The sequence below is a fragment of the Okeania sp. SIO2C2 genome, from assembly GCF_010692625.1.
Taxonomy (GTDB): domain Bacteria; phylum Cyanobacteriota; class Cyanobacteriia; order Cyanobacteriales; family Microcoleaceae; genus Okeania; species Okeania hirsuta.
The window spans coordinates 1-25,821 of the sequence record NZ_JAAHGM010000085.1; the positions used below are offsets into that span (position 1 = coordinate 1).

Genomic DNA, 25,821 nt, shown 5'->3' on the forward strand with positions numbered 1-25,821 from the left:
AATAAACGACCCTAATTATCAAGTCGGTGTTTCTTTCTTTCTCCGAGAAAATATTGCAGAGGAAATACAAGATATTTGGCAAATGGAAATTGAACCATATTTAGAGGAATATTTCTTTGCTCAACCACAAACAGTCAGTGATTTTAGGTGGGATAAAATTTGTCAGAAAATCTTCTCCCCTATTTAATATTATCAAAATAACATGGGTCTAAAACCCCACCTTTTAAGGCACAATATTTTTGGAGAGTTGCTCACGCATCCCCGTTACAAAAATAACTTCTGTACGGGTGGTTCGCGAACCACCCCTACTGACTTCTGACTTCGTTAAATCCGGTTCAATACTTATTATATAATTGGGGGATATGGGGAGATAGTCCGATTTAATATGCAACGCCGTTTATAATAGCTTTTTTCATCATTAATTAGAGTTTGCTGAATAAAATTTTGCTAGGGGTAGGAGTCAGGAGAAACGGGGAATTTAGAGCAGGTAGGAGTAAGAATTGTAAGAATGATTTTTCTACCCAACTCTTGCCCAAAATCCTAACTTTTTGGTAGCTAAAGCTGAAAAAATTGCACTTTTTTTCAGCATAAAAAGGCTAAAGCTTTTATCTGTAATACCAAATTCAAAAAAGGTCGTTACAGTATTAATCTCTAAATTCCGACCAGCAGATAAAACCACTGTAGCAATATTTTATGAAATTGGTATAAATGCTTTGATAATTAATCAGCAAGCCCTAATTAAACAGATTCGAATGTCATATATTATATAGCCGGATTCTATATAAAACTTACCGAATAATTAAGGTTTAAAGCTTCTTGTTATTTGCATAAATAAATCAAGAAAATACATCTTTTTTTTCAATCCTATCCGTTTTAATAATAGATAATTATTGATTTTTGGATCAATCTATTTTTATTAACAAATTTTGTTTTCGCCCAACCAAGTAGGCGATCGCTCTCTTGACATTCATATAAATGGATAATTAAAGTTAGGTTTTATCTTTTTCTTTTGGATTTAATACCCCGCCACCTACACAGTGTTTACAATTGGTTGGGGTTTGTAGACACTAAGTGCCTTGCCCGAGACTACTCCCATCCACTTTTTCCTTTTTTATTATTCCTTCTTCCTTGTTCAAAAATTATTTAATATGCCAACCCTAGAGTTAATTGAGTATAAGTCTATTACTATTAATCGTTCAGAAATTCCTGGTTTTGTCGTAAAAAAACTGAAGCAAGAATATAGTAACCAGGTAAAATTAGAAGCCGATTTTTCTGAAAACTCTCCTGAATACGATTGTTGGAAAATTAAGGCTCAAGGATGGGTAGGTTATATTCCTCTGACTCCTGATTTTCAAATTATTATTCAACCAAAAGTACCTCTTTATAACTTATTTGGAATGTTGGAATATGCCTACAATCTCAAAAGTTTTCGTTTCTTGGATGGTTTAGTTAATTGTGAATCTCTACAGGAATTTTACAACTATTTAGTTAATATTTTTGCCCAAAAAGTATTAGACCGCGCTCGAAAAGGTTTTTATCGCGCTTATCTATCAAAAACAGAAAATTTAACTTATATTCGAGGTCGAATAGATATGCCACAAGTTGTTCAAAAACCTTGGGATGTTAAGTTGAAATGCGATTATCAAGAACATACTGGGGATATTCCCGATAATCAAATTTTTGCTTGGACTTTATTTGTTATTGGTCGTAGTGGTTTTTGTTCTGAACAAGTTGCTTTTACTGCAAGAAAAGCTTTTCATACTTTACAAAGTTTTGTAAGTTTGCAACCTTTTAAATCCAGTGATTGTGTGGGGAGAAAATATAATCGTTTGAATGAAGATTATCAACCTTTACACGCTTTATGTCGATTTTTTTTAGATAATATTGGAGCTAGTCATCAACCAGGCGATCGCTCTATGTTACCTTTTTTAGTAGATGGAGTAAGAATTGTCTCAAGATTGTTCTGCCCAGCTCTTCCCTAAAATACTAACTTTTTGAGCATGAAGAGCTGAAACAGGCGCACTTTTTTTGACAAAAAAAAAGGCACTTGTCTTTATATGTCAATGTTTTTAGATTTAATCAGCAGCAATAAATGATAAAGTTAGTGTTAATAACTTAATAACTGAAGTGTTGGTTAAATATAGCATTACTTTTAAGAATTGGTATAAGAGGAGAAGAAAGTTTTTTCTGAATGCTATTAAACGGACATGATATAAAACAATGTGACAAAAAAAATTGAGGTGGATTTAAACATAAGTATTAAACCCATCTCGGCAAATTTGTCAGTCAAAATTAATACCCTAAAAAAAATAGAGTATATTAAATACTCTAATTAGTTTCCAAGGTAATTACTGTAACTTCTGGTGGGCAAAATAACCTACCTGGAAAATAAGTTCCTAAACCACGATTCACATATAAATAGTTATTTCCAATTTTGTGCAACCCCTGAGACCATTCCCAATACTCAACTATTCTGTGACACTTATCCATGAATGGTACAAAAGGTCGTAAAAATTTGGGTATGAGTCTGCGAACAGGTTCCCGGTATTGAGGGAGAGGTCCGATAAATGGTAACCTAATCTGACCGCCGTGAGTATGACCAGAAAGTTGTAGATCAATACGCCATTTTTGTAATACTTTAGCGGTATCGGGATTGTGGGATAAGACGATCCGGGGAACCGCTTCATCTATAGATTCCATGACTGCAGTTGGTTTGAAGTTACTAGACCAATAGTCCTCTAACCCTACTAAAGCTAAACCTGAACCCAGAGGATAGACGACTTGATTCAGCAGAATAGGAATGTCTATACGAGTAAAAGCGTCAATGACTTTATCCCTGGCACCTGGATATTCTTCATCGTGGTTACCGAGTACAGCATAGACACCAGCACGACTTTCGAGATATTTCAATCGCAACACTAAATCATATATAGGTGCAGGTTCATCTGTGATAAAGTCACCTGTAAGTAAAATTAAATCTGGTTCGACTTCATTGGTAATAGCGATCGCTTCAGAAAGTAACCATTCGGATAGTCGCAGTCCGTCATAATGGAAGTCGGTCAAGTGTACGAGTTTTGTCCCTTGTAAATGATTAGGCAACCCAGTAATTTTCAGGGTCAAGTAATCTACCTGCAATTGGCCTGTCAATATCCTGTGCATGGTACATAAACTATTACTACACTAAGGCGCTTATAGCATAGCAAAGCAGAATAAGTTAATACGCATTTTAAATGCGTATTAGCAAGTCAAAAGTTAGAAGTAATAAGAGTTTTACCTTTAACGAGGCACACAATAATAAGTCGTTTATATGCATAACAGCTTATAGAACCCCTAAGCGTATCTTTTATTGAAATACAAAGGCTTCAGGAAAGCCGTTTTAAGGAGCCTAACAACTATAAGGGTTCAGGAAACCGAAAAATTATGAAAAATGACTGCCAGAATCATAAAACCCAGATGGGTATTGAACTTGTAACTTCTTAAATAGATACCAAATGGCTTCTATAGGTTCGCAGGTTTAGGAATATGGCATTTTGACAAGATTAATTATCTAAGTCTAGGGGTAGAAAAAATAGAGATTTTTTAGCAAAATTTTAGGTTTAATTAGGGTTTGCTGATTAAATCTAAAAGCATTGACATATAAAGGTTTTAGCATTTTTTAGTTGAAAAAAGTCCCAGCTTTTAGATCGCTTAGGTTCAAAAAATTAGCATTTTAGGCGCATAGTTGCGCAGAAAAATCAATGGACTATTCTTCCTCCTACCTCCTCTATAATTCCCATTTCTCCTGACTCGGTCCTCCTGACTCGGTCCTCCTACCCTCACCCATAAGACTTTTTCAGCAAACCCTAATTAAATCAAATAATATAGCAGTCGAAGTAAAGTTTAGAACATATCAAAAGCTTAAAACTCAAACAACGCAATATTTTTTTTCCTTCGCTTCTTCCTTCTCTCCTAGATAACTAAAATCTCCTTCCTTCTTCTGCTATATTAGACATTTATAGCAAATGAACAAACCTTTTTTTCCCTTCTAGGAACATTCTATAAAATCTCCTTACCTTCTCTTTCCTCAGATTATTTATTTCTATTTTTTTAGGAATTTCTATTGTGAATAAGTCGATCGATAGAAATTGTATTTAGACTACAACCAGCTAAAAGTATGAAAAAAACTAGGCAATAAATAAGTTGAGAAGATGCTATATCCCACTGTTGTAGTAAACAAACTCCAAACATTAACGGCATCATTAATAGAAAACCTGCAATAATTGCGTTCCGTGTTTGCAGCCCAATTATCATTAGAAACCCAGAAATTAATTCTACAGGAGTAGTTAAAGCAGCAAATGGTATAATCACAAAACTTGGTGCTAGTTCTTGAAATCTATCTACCATTGATTGGATAAATCCTCCCATATTTCCAATTCGGACTAGACCATGTACAAAAAAGTTGATTCCAAATACTATTCTTAATAATGTATAGGCTAAAGTTACATCTTTGCGTTTGAGAAAAATTGGAGTTTCAATGTTATTCATTCTGTCATTCCTGTGAGATTTGTCTCTACAAATATTGGCACTAGGTTCTCAGATATAACTCTAAATTTATCATAATACTATCTCCGCTTAATTCGCGTTCTAAAAACTTTCTCTTGCTAATATCATGTCCGGTTGAATACTTAATAAATAACGATGGAGTCAGGGGTCAGGAGTCAGGAGGGAAGAAGAAGGAAGTTTTTGATCGCGCTATTAAACGGATATGATATAGAAATCCTACTTCAGTTGTGGGTAAAAATATCTTTGAATTTAGAGAACTCTTAAGAAGCAACAAGGAATAGAGGTAAAATTTTCAGAGTTTTTATATATCATTAGATTTTTGACAAATGATTTATGATTGCTATATAATCCTCACTTTTTGTTTTTTATACCCCCAATTCTCTATTCCCTATTCCCCCTTAATAATTAATAATTAGGGTTTGCTGAAAAAGTCTTATTGGTGAGGGTAGGAGACAGGAGACAGGAGACAGGAGACAGGAGACAGGAGACAGGATAAATGGGAACGAGCGAGGAGGTAGGAGTAAGAATTGTAAGAATGATTTTTCTGCCCAACTATGCGCCTAAAATACTAACTTTTTGAGTGTGAAGAGCTGAAAAACAGGCACTTTTTTTGAACAAAAAAAGGCTAAAACCTTTATATGTAAATACTTTTAGATTGAATCAGCAAGCCCTAATTACCTCATTGTTCGATCGCCTCTTTTGTATTATTCCTAACTTTGAACTTATCTTTGAAAAAAAATCTCTCTCCCTTCTAATTTACTTCTCATACCAAATTCAAAAAAGGTAGTTATATCAAATCCGGTTATACAATTGTCACACTCTATACTTCCACTCAAAGCAGACATAAAATGCCGGAATATTTCTAGATAATTCCCACTCTCTCGACTCCTTTCTTCTTTTTCCTGAGTTCTGACTTTTGAGTTTTGACTCTTGACTTATGATTTCCTTACCCTTTAAAAAAAAGAACGTCGCCAATGAAATAAATTTTCTAGCCAATCTTTAACTATTTGATTACCTTCTCTTTTCTGCCTTAACCATGCTGCTGCTGTTTGAGCATTAATTTCTGATACAGTAGGCCATATATGAGGTAAATCAGCGATCGCTTCCATTTTTATCCCTTGACGAATAGCTAATGCCATAATATGAACTATTTCACTTGCTTCAATTCCTACCACAGAAACACCTAAAATTTTGCCATTGCGATGACCAATAAATTTACAAAATCCTGTTGTTTTATCTAAAATTTGAGTCCGGTCAATACTTTTAAAATATTGCCGACAAACTAATATATTTTCTCCATAACGTCGTCTAGCTTGAGCTTCGGTTAAACCAACTCTTGCTAATTGTGGTTCTGAAAATATTGCCCAAGGAATACCATGATAATCGACCTTAAAAATCGGGAAATAAAGAATATTTTTCAAGGCAATTTTAGCCTCATAATTAGCAATGTGAGAAAATGAATAACCACCTACTAAATCTCCACAAGCATAAATCCGAGAATTAGTAGTTTGTAACTTTTGATTTAACAATAAATTATGATTATTAAACCTCACACCTACCGCTTCTAAATTCAAACTTTCAAATTCTGGTTTATTACCTGCTGCTAATATAATTTCATCTGTTTCTATACCTTCATTTCCGACTAAAATCCATTTTTTATCATCAATTTCTCTCGCTTGGGATACTTCAGTGTTAGTTAAAATTCTGATACCTTCTGCTTCTAACTGAGCTTGAACTAAAAATGCTGCTTCCGAATCTTCCTTACCTAAAATATGAGAACTTTTCACTACCATAGTAACTTTACTTCCCAACCGAGAAAAACTCTGTGCTATTTCTACTCCACTAGGGTCTCCACCAATAACTACCAAACTTTGAGGAAGTTTTGAGAGTTGTTTAATTTCTTGAGGAGTAATAAATTTGGTAGTTGTTAATCCTGGAATAGGTGGTATTATAGGCTGGGATGCTATGGCTAAAAGATATGTGCGAGAGCGCAGATGTCGTCCTTTCACCACAAAAGCTAAATTAGGGTGATCGACAAACTTACCCTCACCAAAAATTACATCTATCCCTAATGCTCCTAAAATTGCAGGTTCATATTTTGATAATTGATTAGAAACCACATAGTCAGCATACTTTTTTGCTTCTTCAAACTTAACCCAAATATCACCAGAATCATCATTACCTTGATAAATACCAAACTGTTGTTTGTGGTCTATCTGCTCAACAAAATTTCCTATTTGACTAATAATTTTGTTGTGATGAAATCCTTGGGTGCTGCTAAAATCTGAAAAAGAAGGTTGTACCAGTGCCACACGACCTTGAAGTTTTGTTGCGGTAATAGCTGCATAAATCCCTGTTATTGTCCCACCTATGATTACTACATCGTAGTCAAGCATATTTATTTTTCGGTGTTGGTGATTTGAGGTATAATATCATTTCCGGATAAGAGCGCGATAGAACTCCGTTCCGTTTTGGCGACCAAAAAACTTTCTCCTTCTACTCCTGTTTCTTCTCCTTTCTTCTCTCCTGACTCCTGACTCCTAAGGTAAGCATTCAACGTTTCAGCAGTCAGCGCTTCCCTGCGGGATGCTACACAAACAGCAATTATTCATTAATGGATAATGGATAATTACCTCTCTCTAAAAGCTATCCCTGATCAGGAACTTCTGCAAACCTTGTGGGGAGCAGGTGAGTAGAGAGTAGGGGGGTAGGAAGAAAGAGTCAATTTAGCTAGGCAAAACTACTTAAGTTCTCAAAAAAATCTACTTTCCAATACATGATTTTTGAAGAAAAAGCCTCTCAAGCACTCACACATAACTTGTCTATTTTGTCACAAAATGGATAGCTCTAAAAGGGAGAGGATTTACCAATAAGGAAAAAGTTTATTTTTTTCCCTGAAAAGGGAGCCTAATAAAGCTGAATTGTTGAATTATTTAATTATTTAATTATTAATTATTCGGTAATGAATAATTACTTCTCAGGTTTAGTCCTGGGACTTTGGCAGTAACTTTTTATTCTTTTTCAATTTCAAAGGTTGCTTTTACCTTCCCCAAAAATTAATAGCTAATAGCTAATAGCTAATAGCTAATAGCTAATAGCTGACTCCTAAGTAATTAAGATTAATACCACACACTAATTTACTTCAAAATTTCTGTTAAAGCATCAAGTAACATTTGATTCTCTTCTTTAGTACGGACAGCAACTCGAAAATAACAGTCGCCCAACTCTGGAAAACTTAGACAATCTCTTATCAAAATTTTATACTGTTTCAGTAATATTGTCTGTAACCAGTCAACAGACTTTTGTGAATGAACTAATAAAAAATTGGCTGCACCGGGATATGGTTGTAACCCCGGTAACTCCGCCAACCCTTGGAATAACTGAGGACGAGCATCTGCCAACCAATCCCAAGTTAGCCGTTGAAATGCTTGGTCTTGTAAAACTGCTTGAGCCGCAGCAATAGCTAAAGTATTTACAGGCCAAGGGTCTCGCCATTGTTGCCATTTCCGAAGGCGTTCAGGATGAGAAATTGCATAACCCAAGCGTAGTCCAGGTAAACTATAGAATTTAGTCAAAGAGCGTAAAATGACCAAATTCTCAAATTCTGTCACCAATGGCACCAAGCTTTCTAGTTGAGGCGGTGGTAAGAAGTCCATAAATGCTTCATCTACCACTACCAAACCGAACTTTTCTAAATAAGGGACAATTGTTTCAGGCTTAATCAACATTCCCGTAGGATTATGAGGATTATTTAGAAGTAGTCCTTTATTAGTATCAGCTCCTATTTCCAACTGAGGTAATTGTGATTGCCCGATGATTAAGGGACATTCTACTACATTAGCGGTAAAAGTTTGCAAGGCACGTCGATAATCACCAAAAGCTGGCGTTACCAAATAAGTTTTCTCCAGCTTTGACAAATCTAGGGCAGCCCAAGTTAATAATTCCGCTGCACCATTGCCAGGCAAAACCCACTCTGGAGCCAAAGGAGGATGTGCTAAACTCAGCGCTCTCTTTAACTCCTGATAGTTGGGGTCTGGGTAAGCTGTGAGTTTACCGATCTGAGTTTGAATGGCATGGATAGCCGAATCTGGTGGCCCTAGAGGATTAATACTGGCAGAAAAATCAAGAATAGCAGATATTGGACAACCTGCTATTGTGGCTGCCCAAGCTAAATTTCCTCCGTGTACTGGTTTAGTCAAAGCTGGATATAGTTATTTACCGTTTTTGTCTGCAACTAACTCTTTGAAAGATTTACCCGCAGAAAAAGCAGGCACTGTAGTTTCAGGTATTTCCATTTTGTCACCTGTTTTGGGATTACGACCTTCCCTGGCTTTGCGTTCTCTTGATTCAAATGAACCAAAGCCCACTAGGGTCACTTTATCTCCACTGGCCACAGCCTCCATAATAGCTTCTAGGGCTGCACTGAGTACAGCATCAGCTTGCTTTTTAGTGACATCAGCTTTTTTTGCAATTTCGTCAACTAATTCGCCTTTGTTCATTGAGATACTCCTTTTTAATTTGGACAGAATATTCTAGCAGGGTTTAGTTTGCAGCAAGTAAATCTAAAGTTCAAGTAAGTAAGGTCTTGGGATACCATCAATAGGTTTTCAATTATTAGGCTTTTTGTGATTAACTTTAACCTTTTCTTTCACCTAGCAAAACCTCAGACCCTTTGACTGATAATGCTTTCCCATATCCTCTTGCCTATCATAAGCGTGAGTCTTTGGGATAACATCAGGATTTTTTTGCTGAAAACCCCATACAATCTAGCTTTCACTGGTTTATTCTAATCTGTGGTTGGGTGATATGGAGCGGTGAAACATTTAATTTATATAGATTTCTAGACTTCTTTAGTTTTTAATTATATTTTGGGCCTAAAAAAACTATTCTAGATTGATTAAAGGACTTTTTTTCAATAGATTGTCCGATCTTTGTGGCGCGTTAAATATTATTTTGTGAAGCACCCTCTAAAGTTAAGGTTTTTTCTCTAACTATTTGCTCATCTAGGATCAAAAATTTCCATTGGTTGATTAGTGGAATCTGGTTTTGTGAGATAGTAATTAAAACTAAGACGTTTGAGTTTTTCACCGCTCTATTAAACTGACCCCAAACCACCCAAATCTAGACTTAACTGGACATAGGTAGTTTTGGCGTTAACTTCTTGTTTCAACGTGGCTTTAGTTTGGCAATTAAAGGCTTTGTCCACTCCGCAGGCAATCCCGGTAGAGCTTACCGTTTGACTTGGTAGAGTCGGATGGGAATATTCCTTCAAACCATCGTTCTATATTCTTGCTAGCGTTTAAAATTAAAGTCAGCTGCCTAGGTCTAGCCCACTTCTAAAGGTATTTCCATACCCTGTAGTTTATATAGTTAAAGGTTTCTTTACTTATTGCCCCTTGATAGTAGTTAGCAAAACCTGTTAATTTGGGATTTAACTTGGTAATGAGATTTTCTTGTGACCATGAACCACATGATTTAATTGTTCTACCAATTTGTTGACAGAATTCTAGTACCTTTTCTTTCTGGGGTTTAATCAGTAGTTTGCCGTTATATTGACCTAGATTGAACCCTAGAAAGTTAAATCCCTCCCTGATGTGAACTATCCTTGTTTTCTCATGGCTGATTTGTAGCCCTCTTTCATATAGCCATTGTTTCAAAGTTTCTCGGATATTTTCCAAAGTTTCTCTGTTGTTGACTGTCACAATCAAGTCATCTGCGTATCTGATTATGCCCAACTTACGTCTTTTGGGTAGCTTGACTGAGTTAATCAGTTGTTCTAGTCCATGTAAGCCTATATTGGCGAGTAATGGACTAATTACTCCTCCTTGGGGGTTCCTTCATGTGTTGGATTGTATGTTCCTTTGTCAATGTATCCTGCCTTCAACCACTGCTTGATTGTGTTCCTAGCTGGATGTGTTCCAACTAAGTTGAGGATGGTTTCATGGCTTACATTATCAAAATCAAAGAATCCTTAGAACAGAATATATTGTTACTAATGACCTAAGCAAATGCAGTAAAGATGATATATAATTTGAATATTAAACGAGATGGAAAATTGAGGAATGTCACAGATAAATTAAGCAATTAACAGGTATCGGCTTCTGTGAATGTCGTCTGAGAAAAATTCAAATAAATCGTATTGCTTGTGGAATGTTAGTCTGGAATTTTGTCAAAAGATTAGCAGTGAAAATAGGAAAAACTATTGCTCAAGTCAAACATGAATTACTCTCAGATTATCTGCTCCAAGACCTGAAGAAGCCTACAATAAAATTCAGGGCTATTTTTCATTTGATAGACGTTTTTTATCGGGTTTTAACTATGGTAATTGTCTTGACGCGATCGCGCTTGATTTTTCAGTGTTAGCGGAGCTTTGCGTAACTCCTGTAATAATTAAAGTTGTCCCGGAGCGGTTTTTTTTACCTGTTGAGGCAGTTGAGAATGTAATATCAAATCCGGTTAAACAGCCATAGAATGGTTAAGTTAGGAGTCCTCAGTCCTCAGTTCTCAGTCCTCAGTCCTCAGGAGGAGAAAGAATTACAAAGATAAACGTAGTTATGGCGATTGAAGATTTTTTTTATGTCCAATTAAACGGATTTTGGCGTTGGTGAATGTGTAATGCTTTATTATGGGATTGGCACAGTCTTAAATTTTAAGTAGTACAATAGTAAGGAAATGGAATACTTAAGCATTAAGAAAGCTCCTCTGGAAGAGTCAGCATTCGTTAGGAAATCACCTATTTTTACCTTGGGGAGTCCATCTATCTTCCCTCTAAAGAGATGGGGTTTTATAGTGGACAAAACCCTAGGTTTCGATAAAATGGTAATGATCGCCTACTTGTGAAAAATAAACATCAAAACTATTATGTGAATAAAGTTGCCTTAATAAATAATCTTTCAAAAGCGATCGCTATGCTAAAAACACAAGCAATTCTGTGGCCGAGTTTAATAACAGTTGTCTCTTTATTCATGTATTTTATTGTGACTATTAATGTTGGTAGAGCTAGAGCAAAATACAAGATTATGCCTCCTCAAATGACTGGAGAGCAAAATTTTGAACGGGTATTAAGAGTACAACAAAATACTGTAGAACAAATAATTTTATTTTTACCGTCTTTGTGGCTATTTTCTATATTTATTAGCCCACTATGGGGTGCTGGTATTGGTACAGTTTGGGTAGTGGGGCGAATTTTATTTGCTTGGGGTTATTATCAGGCTGCAGAGAAGCGAACTTTAGGGTTTGGTATTAGTTCTTTAGCTATTATAACTTTATTGATAGGTGCTTTAGTAGGAATTTTACTACTCCTATGGAAAACTATTTCATAGCTATAATAAGTAGATAGCGGTTAACATAGTCTCTATCTATATTTGATTTTTTGCATAGATATATGAGGTGAAAATAATGTCGGAGAAACAAGTATTTAATATTAATCAAAAACTTTTCAACCAACTAAATGATTGGCAAGAAAAAATGGAAGAGAAACAAAATACAAAAGCAGAAATAGAGGCCAAAATTAGTCAAATCACAAAAAGCAAAAAATCAATGATGCGCATAAAGAAAAACAGTAAGGAGTATTAGAGCAATTCCTAAAAATAATGATATATTTTTTGAACACTTCAGTTATTCAGAAATAAGTCAGGAATAGTAATGTTTTTAGCAATTATTAGCAATGAAATAAAGATAGATTATTCCTGATCTTCCTACTCTTTGCTACCAACTACCTGCTCTCAATAAGATGTAGCAAAAATTTTGATATTTGATATTAGATACTAATCATAATTTAGAGCTGATTTGTAAACTTAGCTAAAACCCTGATTTCATCTAACTCTCAGGGATTTAGGCATTATTGGACTATAACTCCCAAAACCCTTGTATTGGCAGAAATTCAGCCTCTTAATATTTACTTTATAAATCAGCTCTTAGGGTGACAAACTAATTGAAAAATTTTATCCTAATATTATGTCTGCTTAAATTAGTAACAAAAAACTCTACTGTCTCTTATTTTACTTTTTCTCTCCTCCTTAATTATACAAAATCCGGTTCTCAAAAATACTTTATAGGATGTAAGATTAAATCCTCTCCTAATTTTTCCTACATCCTATATCCCCATCTACATAAAAGGATATTCTATAAACCGGGTTTAGTATTATAGCAAGTCGAAGCAAAGATTAGGAAATATCAAAAGCTTAAAATTCAGACAACGCAAGATTTTTCAAACTTCCTTCTTCCTTGTGCTATACCTATTAACTCAGCTTCAACATCATTAATTTTCCCATGTTTACGATTCAACTTGATATACAAATATACAAAAGATTCCACCTTTGTGAGGTACACCCATAGCGGGCAAGATTCCCGTACTACAAACATTTAATTGTTAATATCTGTACTTCATATACTTGGAATTTGCTGTAATTAAGCAGACATAATACTACAGCAAATTTCAGGATAGTAAGGTAAACTTTAAGAATAATCTACAATTTTTATTCATTCCCTGTTCCCAGATCCGATGTTCCCTCTCTTGGTGCGCTACCAGATGCGTCTGTCACCGACGCGGGGTCGCACCACTCTTCCCTAAAAGTATAAAACTTCGTACCTTATCAACTCGAAAACTTTTGTATATATATTGATGAATCAAAAAGCAGAATTAGTAAATTTAAAACAGTTGATTTTATACCAAGCGTAAAAAAAGAATGCTGAACTTAAGTGACACTTCAATTATTAAGTAATTAACACCCCAAGTAAATAACTTTTTTGATAATTAGTACGCCAGTTATTGTTAATTATTCTGATGTTTACTTCTCTGTAGGACATTGTATGTAACGTCCCTACCCGCTGCCATACTCCCTCGCTCAATAACGGGATGTTGTCCATAAAAAGGTAATGCTGCAGACCAATGCGATCGCTTTCCTTTTTGCCATTCTAAATGAGCTAATTCTAATAGACTTAAAACAGAACTTCCTAAAGCATTTTCAACCTTAATTAATTCATAGGAATTTTGCCAATTTTTCAAAGTTTCTTCCCATACTTCTGGAGTCATTAGTGTCTCTTCTAAAAGAGAATTCATACCCATTTCTTCAAGTTGATAAATAGCTGTGAATAACTGATTTCTTTGAGCTGGCATTTGTAGAGATAAATCCCGGTCTTGATTTTTATATGACCAAGCTACTGCTGCTAAGGTTGAAATTGCAAATAGCGGAATATTTAACTGTTGAGCTAAAGTTCTAGCAGTTACTATACCTATACGAGTACCAGTAAAACTTCCTGGGCCTTTAGCAACAGCAATGAAGCTTAAATCCTGCCAAGTTTGAGGTGGTACAAACTCCTGCAATTTCTGATGTAAATGAGTAGATAAGTCTCGCCCTAAATTCCAAGTTTGCCAGCGAATATCTTCAGCAAAATCAGTAATAGCTAAACCTAATTCTGGACTACTTGTATGAATTCCTAAACCGTATTTTTTTTCTGTATTTGTCATTGTTCTTGAAGGAAGAGGGAAGAAGGGAGAAGCAAGAAGAGAGAAGCAAGAAGGAAGATTAATTTTATTTTTGGCTAAAATCAACTTTTATACCAGCCATGATAAATATTTTCTACAAATACTTCTAGTGTCGGTAGGAGTCAGGTAGGAGAGTCGTTGGTAGGGCGACGTATCAAAATAACTTCTGACTTTTGACTTCGCAAAATTAGCTCGGTTTCCTATTCCCTGCATCTACAATAAATAACTATATGGATATATCGATAAAACTACTAAATAATTAGGGTTTGCTGATTAATCCTCAAAGGCTTTATCTATAAAAGCTTTAGCCTTTTTGGAGGGAAAAAAGTGCAACTTTTTGGTCAAAAAAGCTCAAAAATTTAGCATTTTGGGCAAGAGTTGGGCATAAAAATCACTCTTACAAATATATCCGACTACCTCCTCTATAATTCCCATTTCTCCTGTCTTCCCCTCCTGGGAGGGGGAGGGGCGAGGGGTGGGTTGTCTCCTGACTCGGTCCTCCTACTTTTACTCATAAGACTTTTTCAGCAAACCCTAATTATATTTCCTCTCTAGCATAAAATATTGGTAAAGCCACAAATAAGCAACCTAAAAGCAACCCAAAAATATCAGAAATCCATAATTTACCCCCTAACAAACCCAAGATTAAAAATACTGTTGCCACAGTAGTAAATAAATTATTAGTTGCCAATTTATTCTGTTTTATAACCAGATGTTTAACTGTAATAAAAACTGATGCAATTATAACAGCCATTATCGGATGCCAAATAATTATCCGATAGCCAAAAATAAACCAAGCAAAAGCAAACATCAAAGCATCTAACCAAAATTCTTTTTCCTTAAATCTAGCCCACCAAAAATTCTGAGTTCCTAACTGCAAAATCTTTATAAAATGCTCATTTTTTTGTAATCTCAAAATTTTATTTTTCCACCTAGCTTTACGATCCATTCTCAATATTTGTTGCCACTCTGGCACAGTCTTACCCTGAAGCTTACCTAGTAATTTAACTTTATCTATATTTTGCAATTTTAAATCAGTTAACTTCGCAGAAATAGTCTTTAAAATTTGAGAATAATTAGCCTTTTTTCCTGGATTTCTACTAATAACAACAGTCAAAGTTTTTTTGACACGACTCACTTGAATTTTAACCGACTCAGTAGCCAAAACTTCCTGTAACTCCCGTCTAATTTCTGCTTGCTCAGTCAACTTTTTCGGCACTGCTGAAGAAGGAGAGAAATAAACATTTTCCATATAATTAGACCGAGGTTTAAGATGTCTAATAATAGCAGTGGCAGAATGATAACGCCGATTTGTTGCACCTTCCAACATCTTGTCTAAAATTAGACCGAATTCTTTACTAACAGGCATTTTTAAATAATCCCGCCATACCCACTTACTATTTCTACTATCAAACAAATCAAAAGGTGAAACTTGAGTCAAAAGATGAATACAAGTAACACCCAAACTATAAAGATCGCTAGCAAAAATAGCCTTACCCATAAGTTGCTCGGGAGCGGTATAAGCAGCACTACCAATAATAGTTCCAGTTTGAGGTAAACCTTTTTTCTCCACTAACTTAGCAGCACCAAAGTCTACTAAAACCAGTTGACCAGTAGTGCGACGAATAATATTTTCTGGCTTAATATCTCGATGAATAACTTTCGATTTATGTACAAACTGTAATACTGGCAATAAATCATTTAACAATTCCCGAATTTTAGCTTCAGTGAAGATACCTTTTTCTGCCAATTCTTGGGCGAGATTTTTGCCTTCAATATATTCTTGAACTAGATATTGTTGTTCATCCTTTTGAAAATAAGTTAGCAGTTTGGGTATTTGAGAATGAATACCTAGAGTTTTTAACTGTTGTGCTTCTTGTAGGAATAATTCTGAAGCTTTTTGAGTTTTTGTCTTTACTTGAAGAGACTCACTACCAGAAATTGTTTCTGAAGATTGAAGAGAATTTTGGTCATCATGGTAATAATTTTTATTCTGAGGAAAAAACTGTTTAATTACACAAACTTGTCGAATAGAATCTTTTTCATCTACTGCTAAAAAAGTTCTACCAAAACCACCTTGCCCAATTAATTTAAGAATACGGTAGCGAGACTGGTTAGCTATTTTGAGATTATTATCTGGCGAAGAAATAATTTTCTTTGTTTCTATTTTTTCATTTTCATCACTTAGTGGAGGAATTAGTAATAATGGAGAGTTGCAACTCTGACAAAATTCAGCCTTAGTAGGATTTTGTGGATTTTTGCAGGTGGGAAAGTAGCAATAACTCATGAGAATAGAATAGATAAATAAAGATTTTTATTATTGATTTGATGATATTTTAATTCCCAAGAAGCATGAGGTACAAAATTCGTAATTTTTAGGGAGTAGCTAGGGACTTTGCATGCAACGTCCCTACAGAGTAGTAATTCGGTAAACAGGGAATAAACGCTATATTTTTCTTTCAGTTATAAAATAGAACAAATTAATAACTCTTCTTTTTCCTAAAGAAGTGGGAGATAAAGTTATAGCAGGGTGTGCTGGTACATTTACAAATTGCAGGAACTCCCCAATAGCTAAAAGTCTAATATTATTAGCTTTTTATTCCCCCTATTGCCTGTTGTCTGGGAGTTTCACTATATTCATAAATAGTAAATAATTTGAGCGAACATAAAATCTCCTGTTCTGTACTATTTCCTACTCTCACTCTATCTATAAAAAGAAGGGGAAATAAAGAATTAGAATTACTTTAAGTAGGGATGAGTTCACCTGGTCTTAATTTTGCCCATTTGCCCATTTCTTCTTTAAAACTTTCACAACCAACAACATCCCACTCCATTTCAATTTCATTATTTTGAGGACGAATGTTAACATTGATTGTAGGTTCAACCGGGTCAAAGTCTGGATTTTCTGTTAAATGAAGTTGTTCGTGCTGAGTTTCTACAGCATGATAGGTAACACACCGATCTACATAGTGGCAGTTAACACAAATACACATTTGTAAGTACCTCGTTAATCCTCAACTCTCATCTTAATTGATGCAATAATATCGTGTCCGTTTGATTAGTGATAATAAAGTTCTTAGGTGGTAGGTGGTAGGTGGTAGGTCTAAATTCAAGATTGAATACTGGAAACAGAGCAGAAACTTGAGATATTCCTTCAAGATCGCTTCAATAGAACATTTTTATTAAACTCAATCATCCGGACATGGTATAATTTTCTATTTTAATAATTTAATGAGTTTATATTCTAGCCCAAATTAATTTTATAGCAGTCGAAGCAGAGCTTAGGACATTCCTAAATGCTCAAACCCAGTCATATAGAATCCGGGTAATTAGTTATCGTATCGCTCTCGAAGTCATGAGTCGGGAGGACTGAGTCAGGAGTCAGGAGAAAGTCAGGATGAGAGTGGGAATTATCTGGAGATATTCGGCGTTGCTGAATTAGGGGATGAATATTAAGTGGGGTGGGATCCTGCCCGTCCGAAAATATAAGGAACGGGCAAGATACCCATTCCACAGAACTATTAAAATCATCCCGCATTTATGCAAAGCCGATATTCCAGTATTTTATATCTGCATTGAATGGAAGTAGAAAGTGCGATAACTGTATAACCGGATTTCAGATCAGAGATTACTTCTGACTTCTGACTTGTGACTTGCGCGTAGCGCTGATTTCCTACTCAGAAAGTCTAATTAGGGCTTACCGATCTAATCTAAAAGCATTGACATATAAAGACAAGTGCCTTTTTGGGGTCGAAAAAAGTGCAAATTTTTCAGTCTAAAAGGCTCAAAAAGTTAGTATTTTAGGCGCATAGTTGGGTAGAAAAATCATTCTTACAATTTTTACTCCTACCTCCTTGCTCATTCCTATTTCTCCTGTCTCCAGTATAGCTGTCTCCTGTCTCCTACCCCAGCAAAAAGACTTTCCATACGCAAGCCCTAATTACAGAGAAGTTCACTTGATTTTTTTACCAATGTTGATAAATTCCCTGTCTGCTTTATCTCCCAATAATTGGCCATTTGACCGAGAAATGTTGCCCCAACCTGTTTATTTGGTCGGTGGATCTGTGCGAGATGCTTTGCTGAAGCGCAAAAGTGATTATCTGGATTTAGATTTTATTATCCTCGACCAAGCAGTTAACATTGCCAAAAGTATTGCGAAGCAGTATCAAGCGGGGTTTGTGGTATTGGATGCCGAACGAAAAATTGCTAGGGTGGTATTTCAAGGGACTACAGTTGATTTTGCTGAAATAGAAGGTAATAGTCTGGAGGAAGACTTATGGCGACGAGATTTTACAATAAATGCGATCGCTTATAATCCTTTTAATGATGAGGTGATAGATTTATTTAATGCTCTGAAGGATTTGCAAGATGGTATAATTAGAATGGTAAAATCTGCTAATCTCAGAGATGACCCTCTCCGACTATTACGCGCATATCGTCAAGCAGCACAGTTAGATTTTGTTATTTCACCAGAAACTCAAACAGTTATTCGAGAGTTTGCACCTTTGCTGACCCAAGTTGCAGCAGAAAGAGTGCAGACAGAATTAGGTTATTTATTGAGTCATCCCCAAGGCATGGTTTGGATAGAAAAAGCTGGGAAAGATGGTTTACTTTCGAGTTATTTTCCTACTGCGGGAGAAAATTGGGAAATAGCAAAACAAGTAGACATAGCAGCAGAGGAGTTAGGAAAAAATTGGTCTCAGTTAAAAGATGAGTTAGCAAGGGGGGTGCGCAATACAGTCAAAACCTCTTTGTTGGCGATCGCTAAGTTAGCAATATTAGTTAATTCCGATCCAGAAAAAGCAGAAGTTGAGTTGATGCGGTTGAAGTATAGCAATGCAGAAATTAGGAGTACAATAGCAGTTATTAAAGGTTTAGCTAAACTGTCAGAAATAGAAATTTCTCAGATGTCTGTGAGGCAACAATTTTTCTTATTTCAAGAAATAGGAAAAAATTTTCCTGCTTTAGCAGTTGTAGGAGTAGGAAAAGGAATATCCATAACAGAAATTGATTGTTTAATTAAACGTTATATTAATCCAGAAGACCAAGTTGCTCACCCCACTCCTTTATTGAACGGAAATGATTTAATTACAGTCTTAAAATTACCCAAAAGTCCGATAATTGGTCAACTATTAACAGAAATTAAAATAGCACGAGCTGAGGGAAAAATTTCCACTAAAGTTGAAGCAATTAAATTAGCAGAAAAATTAATTCAAATTAAGAAAGAAGAAGGAAGAGGGAATAAATATTGAAAAAAAAAACAAATGATCTCAAATCCGTTTGATTGGACATCAAAAAAATCATGACTTACGCAGTACCGCTATATACAGCGTATAAGTTGGTGATAATTCCAGATATATCCAGTATAATTAGTGCTGTTGCGTAAGTCCTGAAAATGCTCGAATCGTCATAACTACTAAATCTTTGTGATTCTCTCGCCTCCTGATCTCAAATTTGCTTAATTCGGTATAAAAAAATATTCCATCTGAGCACCATTGCCAAATCTTTCTTGATCTCCCCACCCTCCCCACACTATGAATCTAATTACACCAATGCTACCAGATTTTATATAACTCCTGACTCCTGACTCCTACTTCAAAAGATTTTATACCGATCACGACAGTAGTCATATCATGTCCGGTAGCAATTCATGTCCTGTCGCAATGACTTCTTACCCCCTCGCGGTCTCAAATGCTGATTTTTGATATTTTTATCCCTTCTTCTCCTCACTTATTATATCTATTCAGGATTTCTTTGGCATAATCATAATTGATTCCTACAGCGATTTGCTCGGCAACGCGAACGCGAACGCACTATTTTTTATACCAAATTCACGCAAAGGCAGTTACATCTTAATTTGTGATTTATTCCTAAAAGAAAAAATTATAAATTCCATAAATTCTCAAATTTCCACCTTTTTTCCTCTTTAATATTTATGTTTTTCTTTCTCTGTTCCCAGCTCCGGTGTTCCCAGTTAAGTGTGTCGTCACGCTTTGCAATATTTTATGAAATTGGTATTAGAGTCTACCCTAAGGAGAGTTCCCAAAGTAATACCAAATTCAAAAAATGTCGTTACAGTATTAATCTCTAAATTCCGACCAGCAGAGAAAACCACTGTAGCAATATTTTATGAAATTGGTATAAGTGCCATCTTCTGGATTCTACAGAATCTTGACTTTTAAGGTACTTTTGTCTGAGTTCAAATGAACTCAAATGCGGAGCTAGATCAGCTTTCTTGGCCATTCAATTTATCCAGATTATCTTCCTTGATGATAAAATGGTTTTGACAACCGGATTTAGTATTACTCTTCAAAGTTTTGAACTAGGAATAAAGCTGTTTTATGGTGGATTTCATCTATGAGATTTCTAATTTTAAATCTCATTCGATTAACTGCTTTTTTCATGGGTTGCTTGGTTTTAGATTTAGCCTTCGTTAATAAGCGAGATTAAATCATCTACAGTGATAGCAAAGTCTTTGAATTTTACCAATGTCACCGGAACCTATCCATCCTCCATTTATCTTGTCATCTCCCTTGCCACCAATAATGACATCATCACCAAGACCGCCATCTATTGTGTCATTACCGCTAGCTGCTTTTTTCATGGGTTGCTTGGTTTTAGATTTAGCCTTCGTTAATAAGCGAGATTAAATCATCTACAGTGATAGCAAAGTCTTTGAATTTTACCAATGTCACCGGAACCTATCCATCCTCCATTTATCTTGTCATCTCCCTTGCCACCAATAATGACATCATCACCAAGACCGCCATCTATTGTGTCATTACCGCCACCACCTTCAAGAGTTTCTTTTTCATCTGAACCATTTATTTCATCATTTTTGAATAAATAGATGTTTTTTATTTGATCAGGATTGTAAAGCCTATTTAGAAGAAAATTAAAGAGTCAAGCAGAAAATTTATCAAATCTTTACTTTGTAAATATATATTAATATCTGGGATAATTAAGCTCTAATACAAGATCAGATTTTTCAACCCACATATAATCAAAAAGAACTTTCCTCTGTAACTTTTGTGGAAAGAAAGTATGTAAGATTTTTGTTAAAGATTTTTTTAGAGGCAAAAAGGGGAAATCGTTTTCTAGACAAAAATTATAGGATGCAGGAATTGTTGATTTATCCTCTATTTAACAAAAGAAGGATTAATACCGAATCCGAGAAGAAGTTAAAGTTCCACTTATAAGTGACTAAGGGGAGAAAGAAGTTCAACAATTAATAATTAATAATCACCTCTTTTGAAAACGGGTAGGATTGGCGAACATAATTTTTTTGATTTATTTATGCTAAAAAATAAGAGGTTTTAAGCCTTAATTATTCGATCAAGAACTATCGGAAAGTATAGAAAAGGATAAAATTTTTGATCGCTAACTAAGCGGATATGATATTACTATCAAAATCAAATTAAGAGCTAATAATAATTATTAATGATTGCGTAAGTAACTCAATCTATTCTGCTAATAGTAGATAATCCTTCTACAATTACATGGGGAGTATAACAAGAACCATTCCATTCGCCGTCATTTCCCAATGTGACTAATTGCTTTAATGCTGTATAGACATTACCAGCAACCATTGTATTTTTAACTCTACCAACTACTTCACCATTTCTCACACGATAGCCAAGTTCAACATTAATCGAAAAGTCACCAGAAATACCAGCACCACCACCCAGAATTTGGTCTACTATAATTGCATCATCTAACATAGTAGTTGATTCCTTTAGCGATCGCTCTCCTGGCTTAACTATAAAATTAAATAATTCTGGTGTAGGGTAGCTACCTAAATCTGGTCGGAACCCATTACCAGTAGTCCCACTCCCCAATAATCTGCCAGTAGTTCGGTCTGTATAAAACAATTGTAAAATGCCGTTTTGAATAAATACTATAGAACGAGCAGGAGTACCCTCATCATCAAAAGGACAACTAAACGGTCCTTCCTCTGGTTCTTGGGAAATAGTAATATGTTTGTTAGTCACAACTTCCCCTAAGCGATCGCTCCAAGGAGAAGCACCTTCCAACACTTGTTTGCCATTCAAAGCAGCAGAGAAAGTACCCCATAATAAATCTGCAGCTTTAGCCGTAAATAAAATAGGTACTCTACCTCTAGGAGGTATAACATTTTTTTGTGCCCAATCTAATCGTTGCAAGATTCGATTTGCTACTTTCCTGGGGTCAAGGCCATTACGCTGAATTTGGCCATCAGATATATTTAATAAGTCGTCACCTCTGACCCAATCAGTTTCTACATAACCACTAAGGGTGGTATCTATATGATGACAATCTAGTCCTAGGGAATTAACTAAACGAGTAGATTCAATTTCGCAGTCCCATTCTCCATGACAAATCACATCTGGATAAACTTCTCGAATTAATGTGATCGCTTCTTTTCCCCAAGTTACAAGTTTTTCAACTGATATAGATATTCCTTGGTTAGGATAATATCGATTTTTCGCTTTCGAGGATAGTTCAATATATTCTGGTTGATTAAGACTACTTATAGACAGGGCAAGTTCTACTAAAGCTTTAGGTTCCACTGGCCCATGAGCTACAGCTATTCCTGGACATCCATTTCGCCAAAGTCGGAGCGCTATACCCTCTGACTGAGTGCTTTCTAGTTGTTTGAGTCGATTGCTTTCAAAAAATACGGGCCGGGAGTGTGATCGGGCTTGAAATACCTCTGCTGCCTCAGCTCCTGCTTTGGCAGCTACTTCTAGCAGTTGTTCTGCTAATTGGGTCATAAAATTCTGTTTGGGATTTATGATTTTGGACAATAGAGTTGTTAGTAGGATTTTACCAACGTCCAGTACCCAAAACTTAACTAGATATTAATTTCTTGCAGCAACCAAAAACCAGCAAACGATTCAGATTCTGGATTTGACTGTACAGCCAGAAAATGAACTTGTTTGACTTTCGACTTTGCTTCGGAAAATCTTTTAGCTTCCTCAATAGTTGATGAATTAGCCAGATTAGCTAAAATCCAACAATCATTACCTCCAGTTTCTAGGAGTAATCTAGCTGGGGGACCTGAATTAAATTTGACAAAAGCTAATTCTAATCCTGACATCCAAGCGGCTAAAGGTTTTGCCCTAGATGAATAAATAATTAAACCTGGAATCTGTAAATTGGGTGCAAGACCCATCATGCTCAGGGGAAAAGCTTCTTCAAAATCAATGTCCCACTCTGACATTTCTGCAAAAGCCTCAGCTTCTAAACTGACAAATGCCCATTTTTCTCCAATTAAGGCATCTGGTAGAGGTTGTGGTGCGGGACTCATGTATTGAATTGAAGGATTTGTTCCTGCTTGATAACTAGAATAAGTGGGATAAACTTCTTCCATTCGTTGTTGTAGCCACTGGTTGAGTGTGTAGGTGCGACGACTTAGAACCGCAGGTATGGCCATTTCTGCACAAGCTTTGGTAATCATGTTGTTCATTTGACGGCGGAAGAAGCGAATTTTTTGAGGTGCTTCTGGAGCATCAGCGATCGCTTTTTCAATGGCGCTCCGTAGCCAAATTGAGTTTACCTCTTGGTTACTTGTAAACTCAGAGTAACGATACAAAGAGTCTGTAGGATGATTAATATCTAGGGGACTTTCGCATATTAAGAGTTCCCAGAGTTTTTTTTGTCTTTCATCAAGTATTGGACGACTGTAAAAGTCTAGTTCCCAAATAGTTCCCATGCCTTACTCTTAAATTGATAGTACAGTTATTCTAAGCTATGGCAGGAAGGTATTATATCAGGTATGATAAATGTTTGTTACAAATACTTAGGGGACCTCTATCAGTCAGTAGTCAGCATTCAGCAGTCAGGAGAATATGTTCTTATATTATCTCCGGTTGAATAGTTGTAAATCACGAGGGAGTCATCAGGTAGGGTTGCCGTCGGTCAGGCAAAGTAAAGTCAAGAGTAAACAGAAGAAGAGGAGAAAGTTTGTCGTTCATCGCGTCAGCGGAACGGAGTTCTATCGGGACTTTAGCAAAAAAATAATTTAAAATAGCCTTAAACCCTTGCTGTGTAATGCTTTAACGTCAAAATACCCTATTTCTTGATATATCTAGAGTTTGAGCCATTTTTAGCCTGTTGACGTATTTTCCTTGCTAGGGTTGAGTTTTAAGCCATTTTCACTGTCAAAAATATCAAAGTCCCGCTATCCAAATTGATATTACTTTAATTTGATTATTGGCGTTGCATCATCATGGGATGATTTTGATATGTGTCAAAAAATTTGTTTTAATCTATCAACATTTTCAGATGGGTGCAAATGTGATTATCATCCCGCAATTATACAACGCCTGATTATTTGTAATATGAAACATCAAAAATAATTCTACAGTTATTTCACAAAAGCTGAAATAAAAGTTGAGCGAGACGAGATAGTCAAACAACAATTTTACATGAAATACAAGTAATTATGCAATTTTCCAGTCTCCCAATCTCCCAATCTCCCAATCTCCCTAATCAATCATCTGTAGGAAGTGTTAATCTATATTCATATAATATTCTTTTTAAAAATTAAAATATCAATTTTCAATTTTCGTACTAAAAAAAATAAGAAGCCTCAAAAAGACTCCTTTCCTTAATAGTATTTACAAACAAAAAAGGTTTTTCAGCGGATGGAAATAATCTATGCTGGGACATTTATTAATACTCTAGAGTTTTGTTTACGAGAACTTAACCAGTCTCCACGAGTCTGAAATACTTGAGAACGAGTTAATAGCATTAATTCTAAGTCAGGCATTTCTTCTCGACATCGTGGACAATACCAGTAAATAGTATTATGACGTGCATGGCGTAGTAATCTTGTAGAGCAACAAGGACAAGTGTGCATAATATACCTCAAATTTATTTGAAAAATATGACAAGATTTAACAACAAACCCCTAACAAATAACTGATGATTTTATCAGGGTAATTAAAATCAGACTAAATTATTGAAGCCTTGTATCTATATAGATAGATAGGTTCAGCTACAAAAATCATAAAAATTGTGTTAAAAAACTTGAAATAAGCTTCTTTTAATTAACTTATATCTTCGCTATCTAGTGAGTAAACTTTGTAAAAACAAAATAAACTAAGCACTATTAAAAGCTGAAAAATCAATGGAGAGCAAGCAAAACCCCAGAATAAACTGATTAATCCCGTTAATATAGCTAAAACAAAGGATATGTCTTCAGAGGTGTGCTTATAAATTAATGCAGAACTCGCAGAAAGAGTTAATATAATTATATAAACTGATTGCACTTCTCTTATCTCCAAATGCCAATTTGATATTTATATCTCAGCTTTTAGGTCAAGTTGCTAACCTTGCCAATTAAGGTAATCTATAAATATGAAGAACTTGTGAAGATAGAGAAAAATGTCACAAAAGTTGACACTATAATAGCAATCCTAAATCGTTTGTAAAAAATCAAAAATATATCGAAAGTCTGAAACTCTTATCCCTAGTTCCCCATGCCTTTTTCTCTAGTCCCTGCCTATTCCCTTTTTGCCAGATATTTTTACACAACCGTACCAAGGAATGCTAAATCTAGATTTATATCTATGGAATAAAAGGAACACCTTAATTGATATAGTCATTCTGAATAAGAGTGGTACAATATAAATAGTAGAAAATAAACCAGAATGTGGGTTTTAAAGAATGTCTTACAGTCTAGATTTACGAACAAGAGTCATTGAGTATATTGAAAACGGAGGAAGTATTTTATCGGCCACCAGAATCTATAAAGTGGGACGTTCTACAATATATCGGTGGCTAGCAAGAGTGGATTTAAAACCGAC

At 35.4% G+C, this 25,821-nt stretch carries 23 protein-coding genes and 2 pseudogenes; 7 read left to right on the forward strand and 18 right to left on the reverse strand.

The genetic code is table 11. The features are described 5' to 3' along the window. Both F6K18_RS32610 and F6K18_RS32615 read left to right on the forward strand, forming a co-directional pair. Positions 1–187, forward strand: a pseudogene (locus F6K18_RS32610) (ATPase); the annotation flags it as partial. A 961-nt stretch (positions 188–1,148) separates the two neighbouring features. Next, positions 1,149–1,982: a hypothetical protein gene (locus tag F6K18_RS32615; RefSeq protein WP_287527141.1), complete on the forward strand. Its 834-nt coding sequence runs from the start codon at positions 1,149–1,151 to the stop codon at positions 1,980–1,982. Positions 1,983–2,328: 346 nt separating this feature from the next. Here the strand turns inward: F6K18_RS32615 and F6K18_RS32620 are convergent, their stop codons facing one another. From F6K18_RS32620 to F6K18_RS32660, 9 genes and pseudogenes are all read right to left on the reverse strand, one after another. Next, on the reverse strand, positions 2,329–3,159 hold the full coding sequence (locus F6K18_RS32620; protein WP_287527142.1) for a metallophosphoesterase: 831 nt from the start codon (positions 3,157–3,159) through the stop codon (positions 2,329–2,331). A 927-nt stretch (positions 3,160–4,086) separates the two neighbouring features. Continuing rightward, entirely contained in the window at positions 4,087–4,524 is a 438-nt protein-coding gene (locus F6K18_RS32625; protein WP_287527143.1) for a DoxX family protein, read from the reverse strand. A gap of 971 nt (positions 4,525–5,495) precedes the next feature. Beyond that, on the reverse strand, positions 5,496–6,938 hold the full coding sequence (locus F6K18_RS32630; RefSeq protein WP_287527144.1) for an NAD(P)/FAD-dependent oxidoreductase: 1,443 nt from the start codon (positions 6,936–6,938) through the stop codon (positions 5,496–5,498). A 2-nt stretch (positions 6,939–6,940) separates the two neighbouring features. Further along, positions 6,941–7,099 carry a hypothetical protein gene (locus tag F6K18_RS32635; RefSeq protein WP_287272812.1) on the reverse strand — a complete coding sequence of 53 codons (159 nt, stop codon included), beginning with the start codon at positions 7,097–7,099 and terminating at the stop codon, positions 6,941–6,943. A 580-nt stretch (positions 7,100–7,679) separates the two neighbouring features. Then, positions 7,680–8,741 (reverse strand): threonine-phosphate decarboxylase CobD, encoded by a 1,062-nt coding sequence (cobD, locus tag F6K18_RS32640; RefSeq protein WP_287527145.1) that lies wholly within the window; start codon positions 8,739–8,741, stop codon positions 7,680–7,682. A 12-nt stretch (positions 8,742–8,753) separates the two neighbouring features. Further along, entirely contained in the window at positions 8,754–9,041 is a 288-nt protein-coding gene (locus F6K18_RS32645; protein WP_094671573.1) for an HU family DNA-binding protein, read from the reverse strand. A 596-nt stretch (positions 9,042–9,637) separates the two neighbouring features. Then, entirely contained in the window at positions 9,638–9,814 is a 177-nt protein-coding gene (locus F6K18_RS32650) for a hypothetical protein (RefSeq protein ID WP_287527146.1), read from the reverse strand. A 64-nt stretch (positions 9,815–9,878) separates the two neighbouring features. Further along, positions 9,879–10,136: a group II intron maturase-specific domain-containing protein gene (locus tag F6K18_RS32655; protein ID WP_287527153.1), complete on the reverse strand. Its 258-nt coding sequence runs from the start codon at positions 10,134–10,136 to the stop codon at positions 9,879–9,881. Next, positions 10,113–10,361: pseudogene (locus F6K18_RS32660) on the reverse strand (reverse transcriptase domain-containing protein); the annotation flags it as partial. The gene F6K18_RS32655 and the pseudogene F6K18_RS32660, both read right to left, overlap by 24 nt. 331 nt (positions 10,362–10,692) lie before the next feature. Between F6K18_RS32660 and F6K18_RS32665 the strand changes: the two are divergent. The 3 genes from F6K18_RS32665 (at position 10,693) to F6K18_RS32675 (ending at position 12,117) form a co-directional block, all read left to right on the forward strand. Beyond that, the gene (locus F6K18_RS32665) at positions 10,693–10,905 is read left to right on the forward strand and encodes a hypothetical protein (protein WP_287287413.1); all 213 of its coding nucleotides are present in this window, start codon (positions 10,693–10,695) and stop codon (positions 10,903–10,905) included. 545 nt (positions 10,906–11,450) lie between these two features. Then, on the forward strand, positions 11,451–11,864 hold the full coding sequence (locus F6K18_RS32670; RefSeq protein WP_287527154.1) for an MAPEG family protein: 414 nt from the start codon (positions 11,451–11,453) through the stop codon (positions 11,862–11,864). Positions 11,865–11,940: 76 nt separating this feature from the next. Then, a complete protein-coding gene (locus F6K18_RS32675; RefSeq protein ID WP_287527147.1) occupies positions 11,941–12,117 on the forward strand; it encodes a hypothetical protein in 177 nt (58 codons plus the stop codon). Between the two features lie 615 nt (positions 12,118–12,732). Here the strand turns inward: F6K18_RS32675 and F6K18_RS32680 are convergent. The 4 genes from F6K18_RS32680 to F6K18_RS32695 all read right to left on the reverse strand — a co-directional run bounded on the left by F6K18_RS32680 (position 12,733) and on the right by F6K18_RS32695 (position 17,022). Then, complete coding sequence (locus F6K18_RS32680; RefSeq protein ID WP_287272806.1) at positions 12,733–12,906, reverse strand: hypothetical protein; 174 nt, start codon at positions 12,904–12,906, stop codon at positions 12,733–12,735. 409 nt (positions 12,907–13,315) lie between these two features. Next, entirely contained in the window at positions 13,316–14,011 is a 696-nt protein-coding gene (tsaB, locus tag F6K18_RS32685; protein ID WP_287527148.1) for a tRNA (adenosine(37)-N6)-threonylcarbamoyltransferase complex dimerization subunit type 1 TsaB, read from the reverse strand. Positions 14,012–14,567: 556 nt separating this feature from the next. Beyond that, positions 14,568–16,316 carry a serine/threonine-protein kinase gene (locus tag F6K18_RS32690; protein ID WP_287527149.1) on the reverse strand — a complete coding sequence of 583 codons (1,749 nt, stop codon included), beginning with the start codon at positions 16,314–16,316 and terminating at the stop codon, positions 14,568–14,570. A gap of 457 nt (positions 16,317–16,773) precedes the next feature. Continuing rightward, positions 16,774–17,022: a Ycf34 family protein gene (locus F6K18_RS32695; RefSeq protein WP_124144887.1), complete on the reverse strand. Its 249-nt coding sequence runs from the start codon at positions 17,020–17,022 to the stop codon at positions 16,774–16,776. A gap of 978 nt (positions 17,023–18,000) precedes the next feature. On the opposite strand from F6K18_RS32695, the gene F6K18_RS32700 reads away from it, so the two are divergent. Next, entirely contained in the window at positions 18,001–19,281 is a 1,281-nt protein-coding gene (locus tag F6K18_RS32700; RefSeq protein WP_287527155.1) for a CCA tRNA nucleotidyltransferase, read from the forward strand. 1,199 nt (positions 19,282–20,480) lie between these two features. On the opposite strand, the gene F6K18_RS32705 is transcribed toward F6K18_RS32700, so the two are convergent. The 5 genes from F6K18_RS32705 to F6K18_RS32725 form a co-directional block, all read right to left on the reverse strand. Continuing rightward, positions 20,481–20,633, reverse strand: a complete 153-nt coding sequence (locus F6K18_RS32705; protein ID WP_161564511.1) for a hypothetical protein — start codon at positions 20,631–20,633, stop codon at positions 20,481–20,483. A gap of 47 nt (positions 20,634–20,680) precedes the next feature. Continuing rightward, positions 20,681–20,890 carry a hypothetical protein gene (locus F6K18_RS37070; protein WP_353735243.1) on the reverse strand — a complete coding sequence of 70 codons (210 nt, stop codon included), beginning with the start codon at positions 20,888–20,890 and terminating at the stop codon, positions 20,681–20,683. A gap of 596 nt (positions 20,891–21,486) precedes the next feature. Then, a complete protein-coding gene (locus tag F6K18_RS32715) occupies positions 21,487–22,782 on the reverse strand; it encodes a TldD/PmbA family protein (RefSeq protein WP_287527151.1) in 1,296 nt (431 codons plus the stop codon). Positions 22,783–22,862: 80 nt separating this feature from the next. Next, the gene (locus tag F6K18_RS32720; protein ID WP_124155560.1) at positions 22,863–23,723 is read right to left on the reverse strand and encodes a Tab2/Atab2 family RNA-binding protein; all 861 of its coding nucleotides are present in this window, start codon (positions 23,721–23,723) and stop codon (positions 22,863–22,865) included. A gap of 945 nt (positions 23,724–24,668) precedes the next feature. Next, positions 24,669–24,872, reverse strand: coding sequence for a hypothetical protein (locus tag F6K18_RS32725; protein ID WP_287527152.1), 204 nt, complete (start codon positions 24,870–24,872; stop codon positions 24,669–24,671). Between the two features lie 809 nt (positions 24,873–25,681). On the opposite strand from F6K18_RS32725, the gene F6K18_RS32730 reads away from it, so the two are divergent. Further along, a partial coding sequence (locus F6K18_RS32730) for an IS630 transposase-related protein (protein ID WP_287527156.1) occupies positions 25,682–25,821 on the forward strand: 140 nt, incomplete at its 3' end.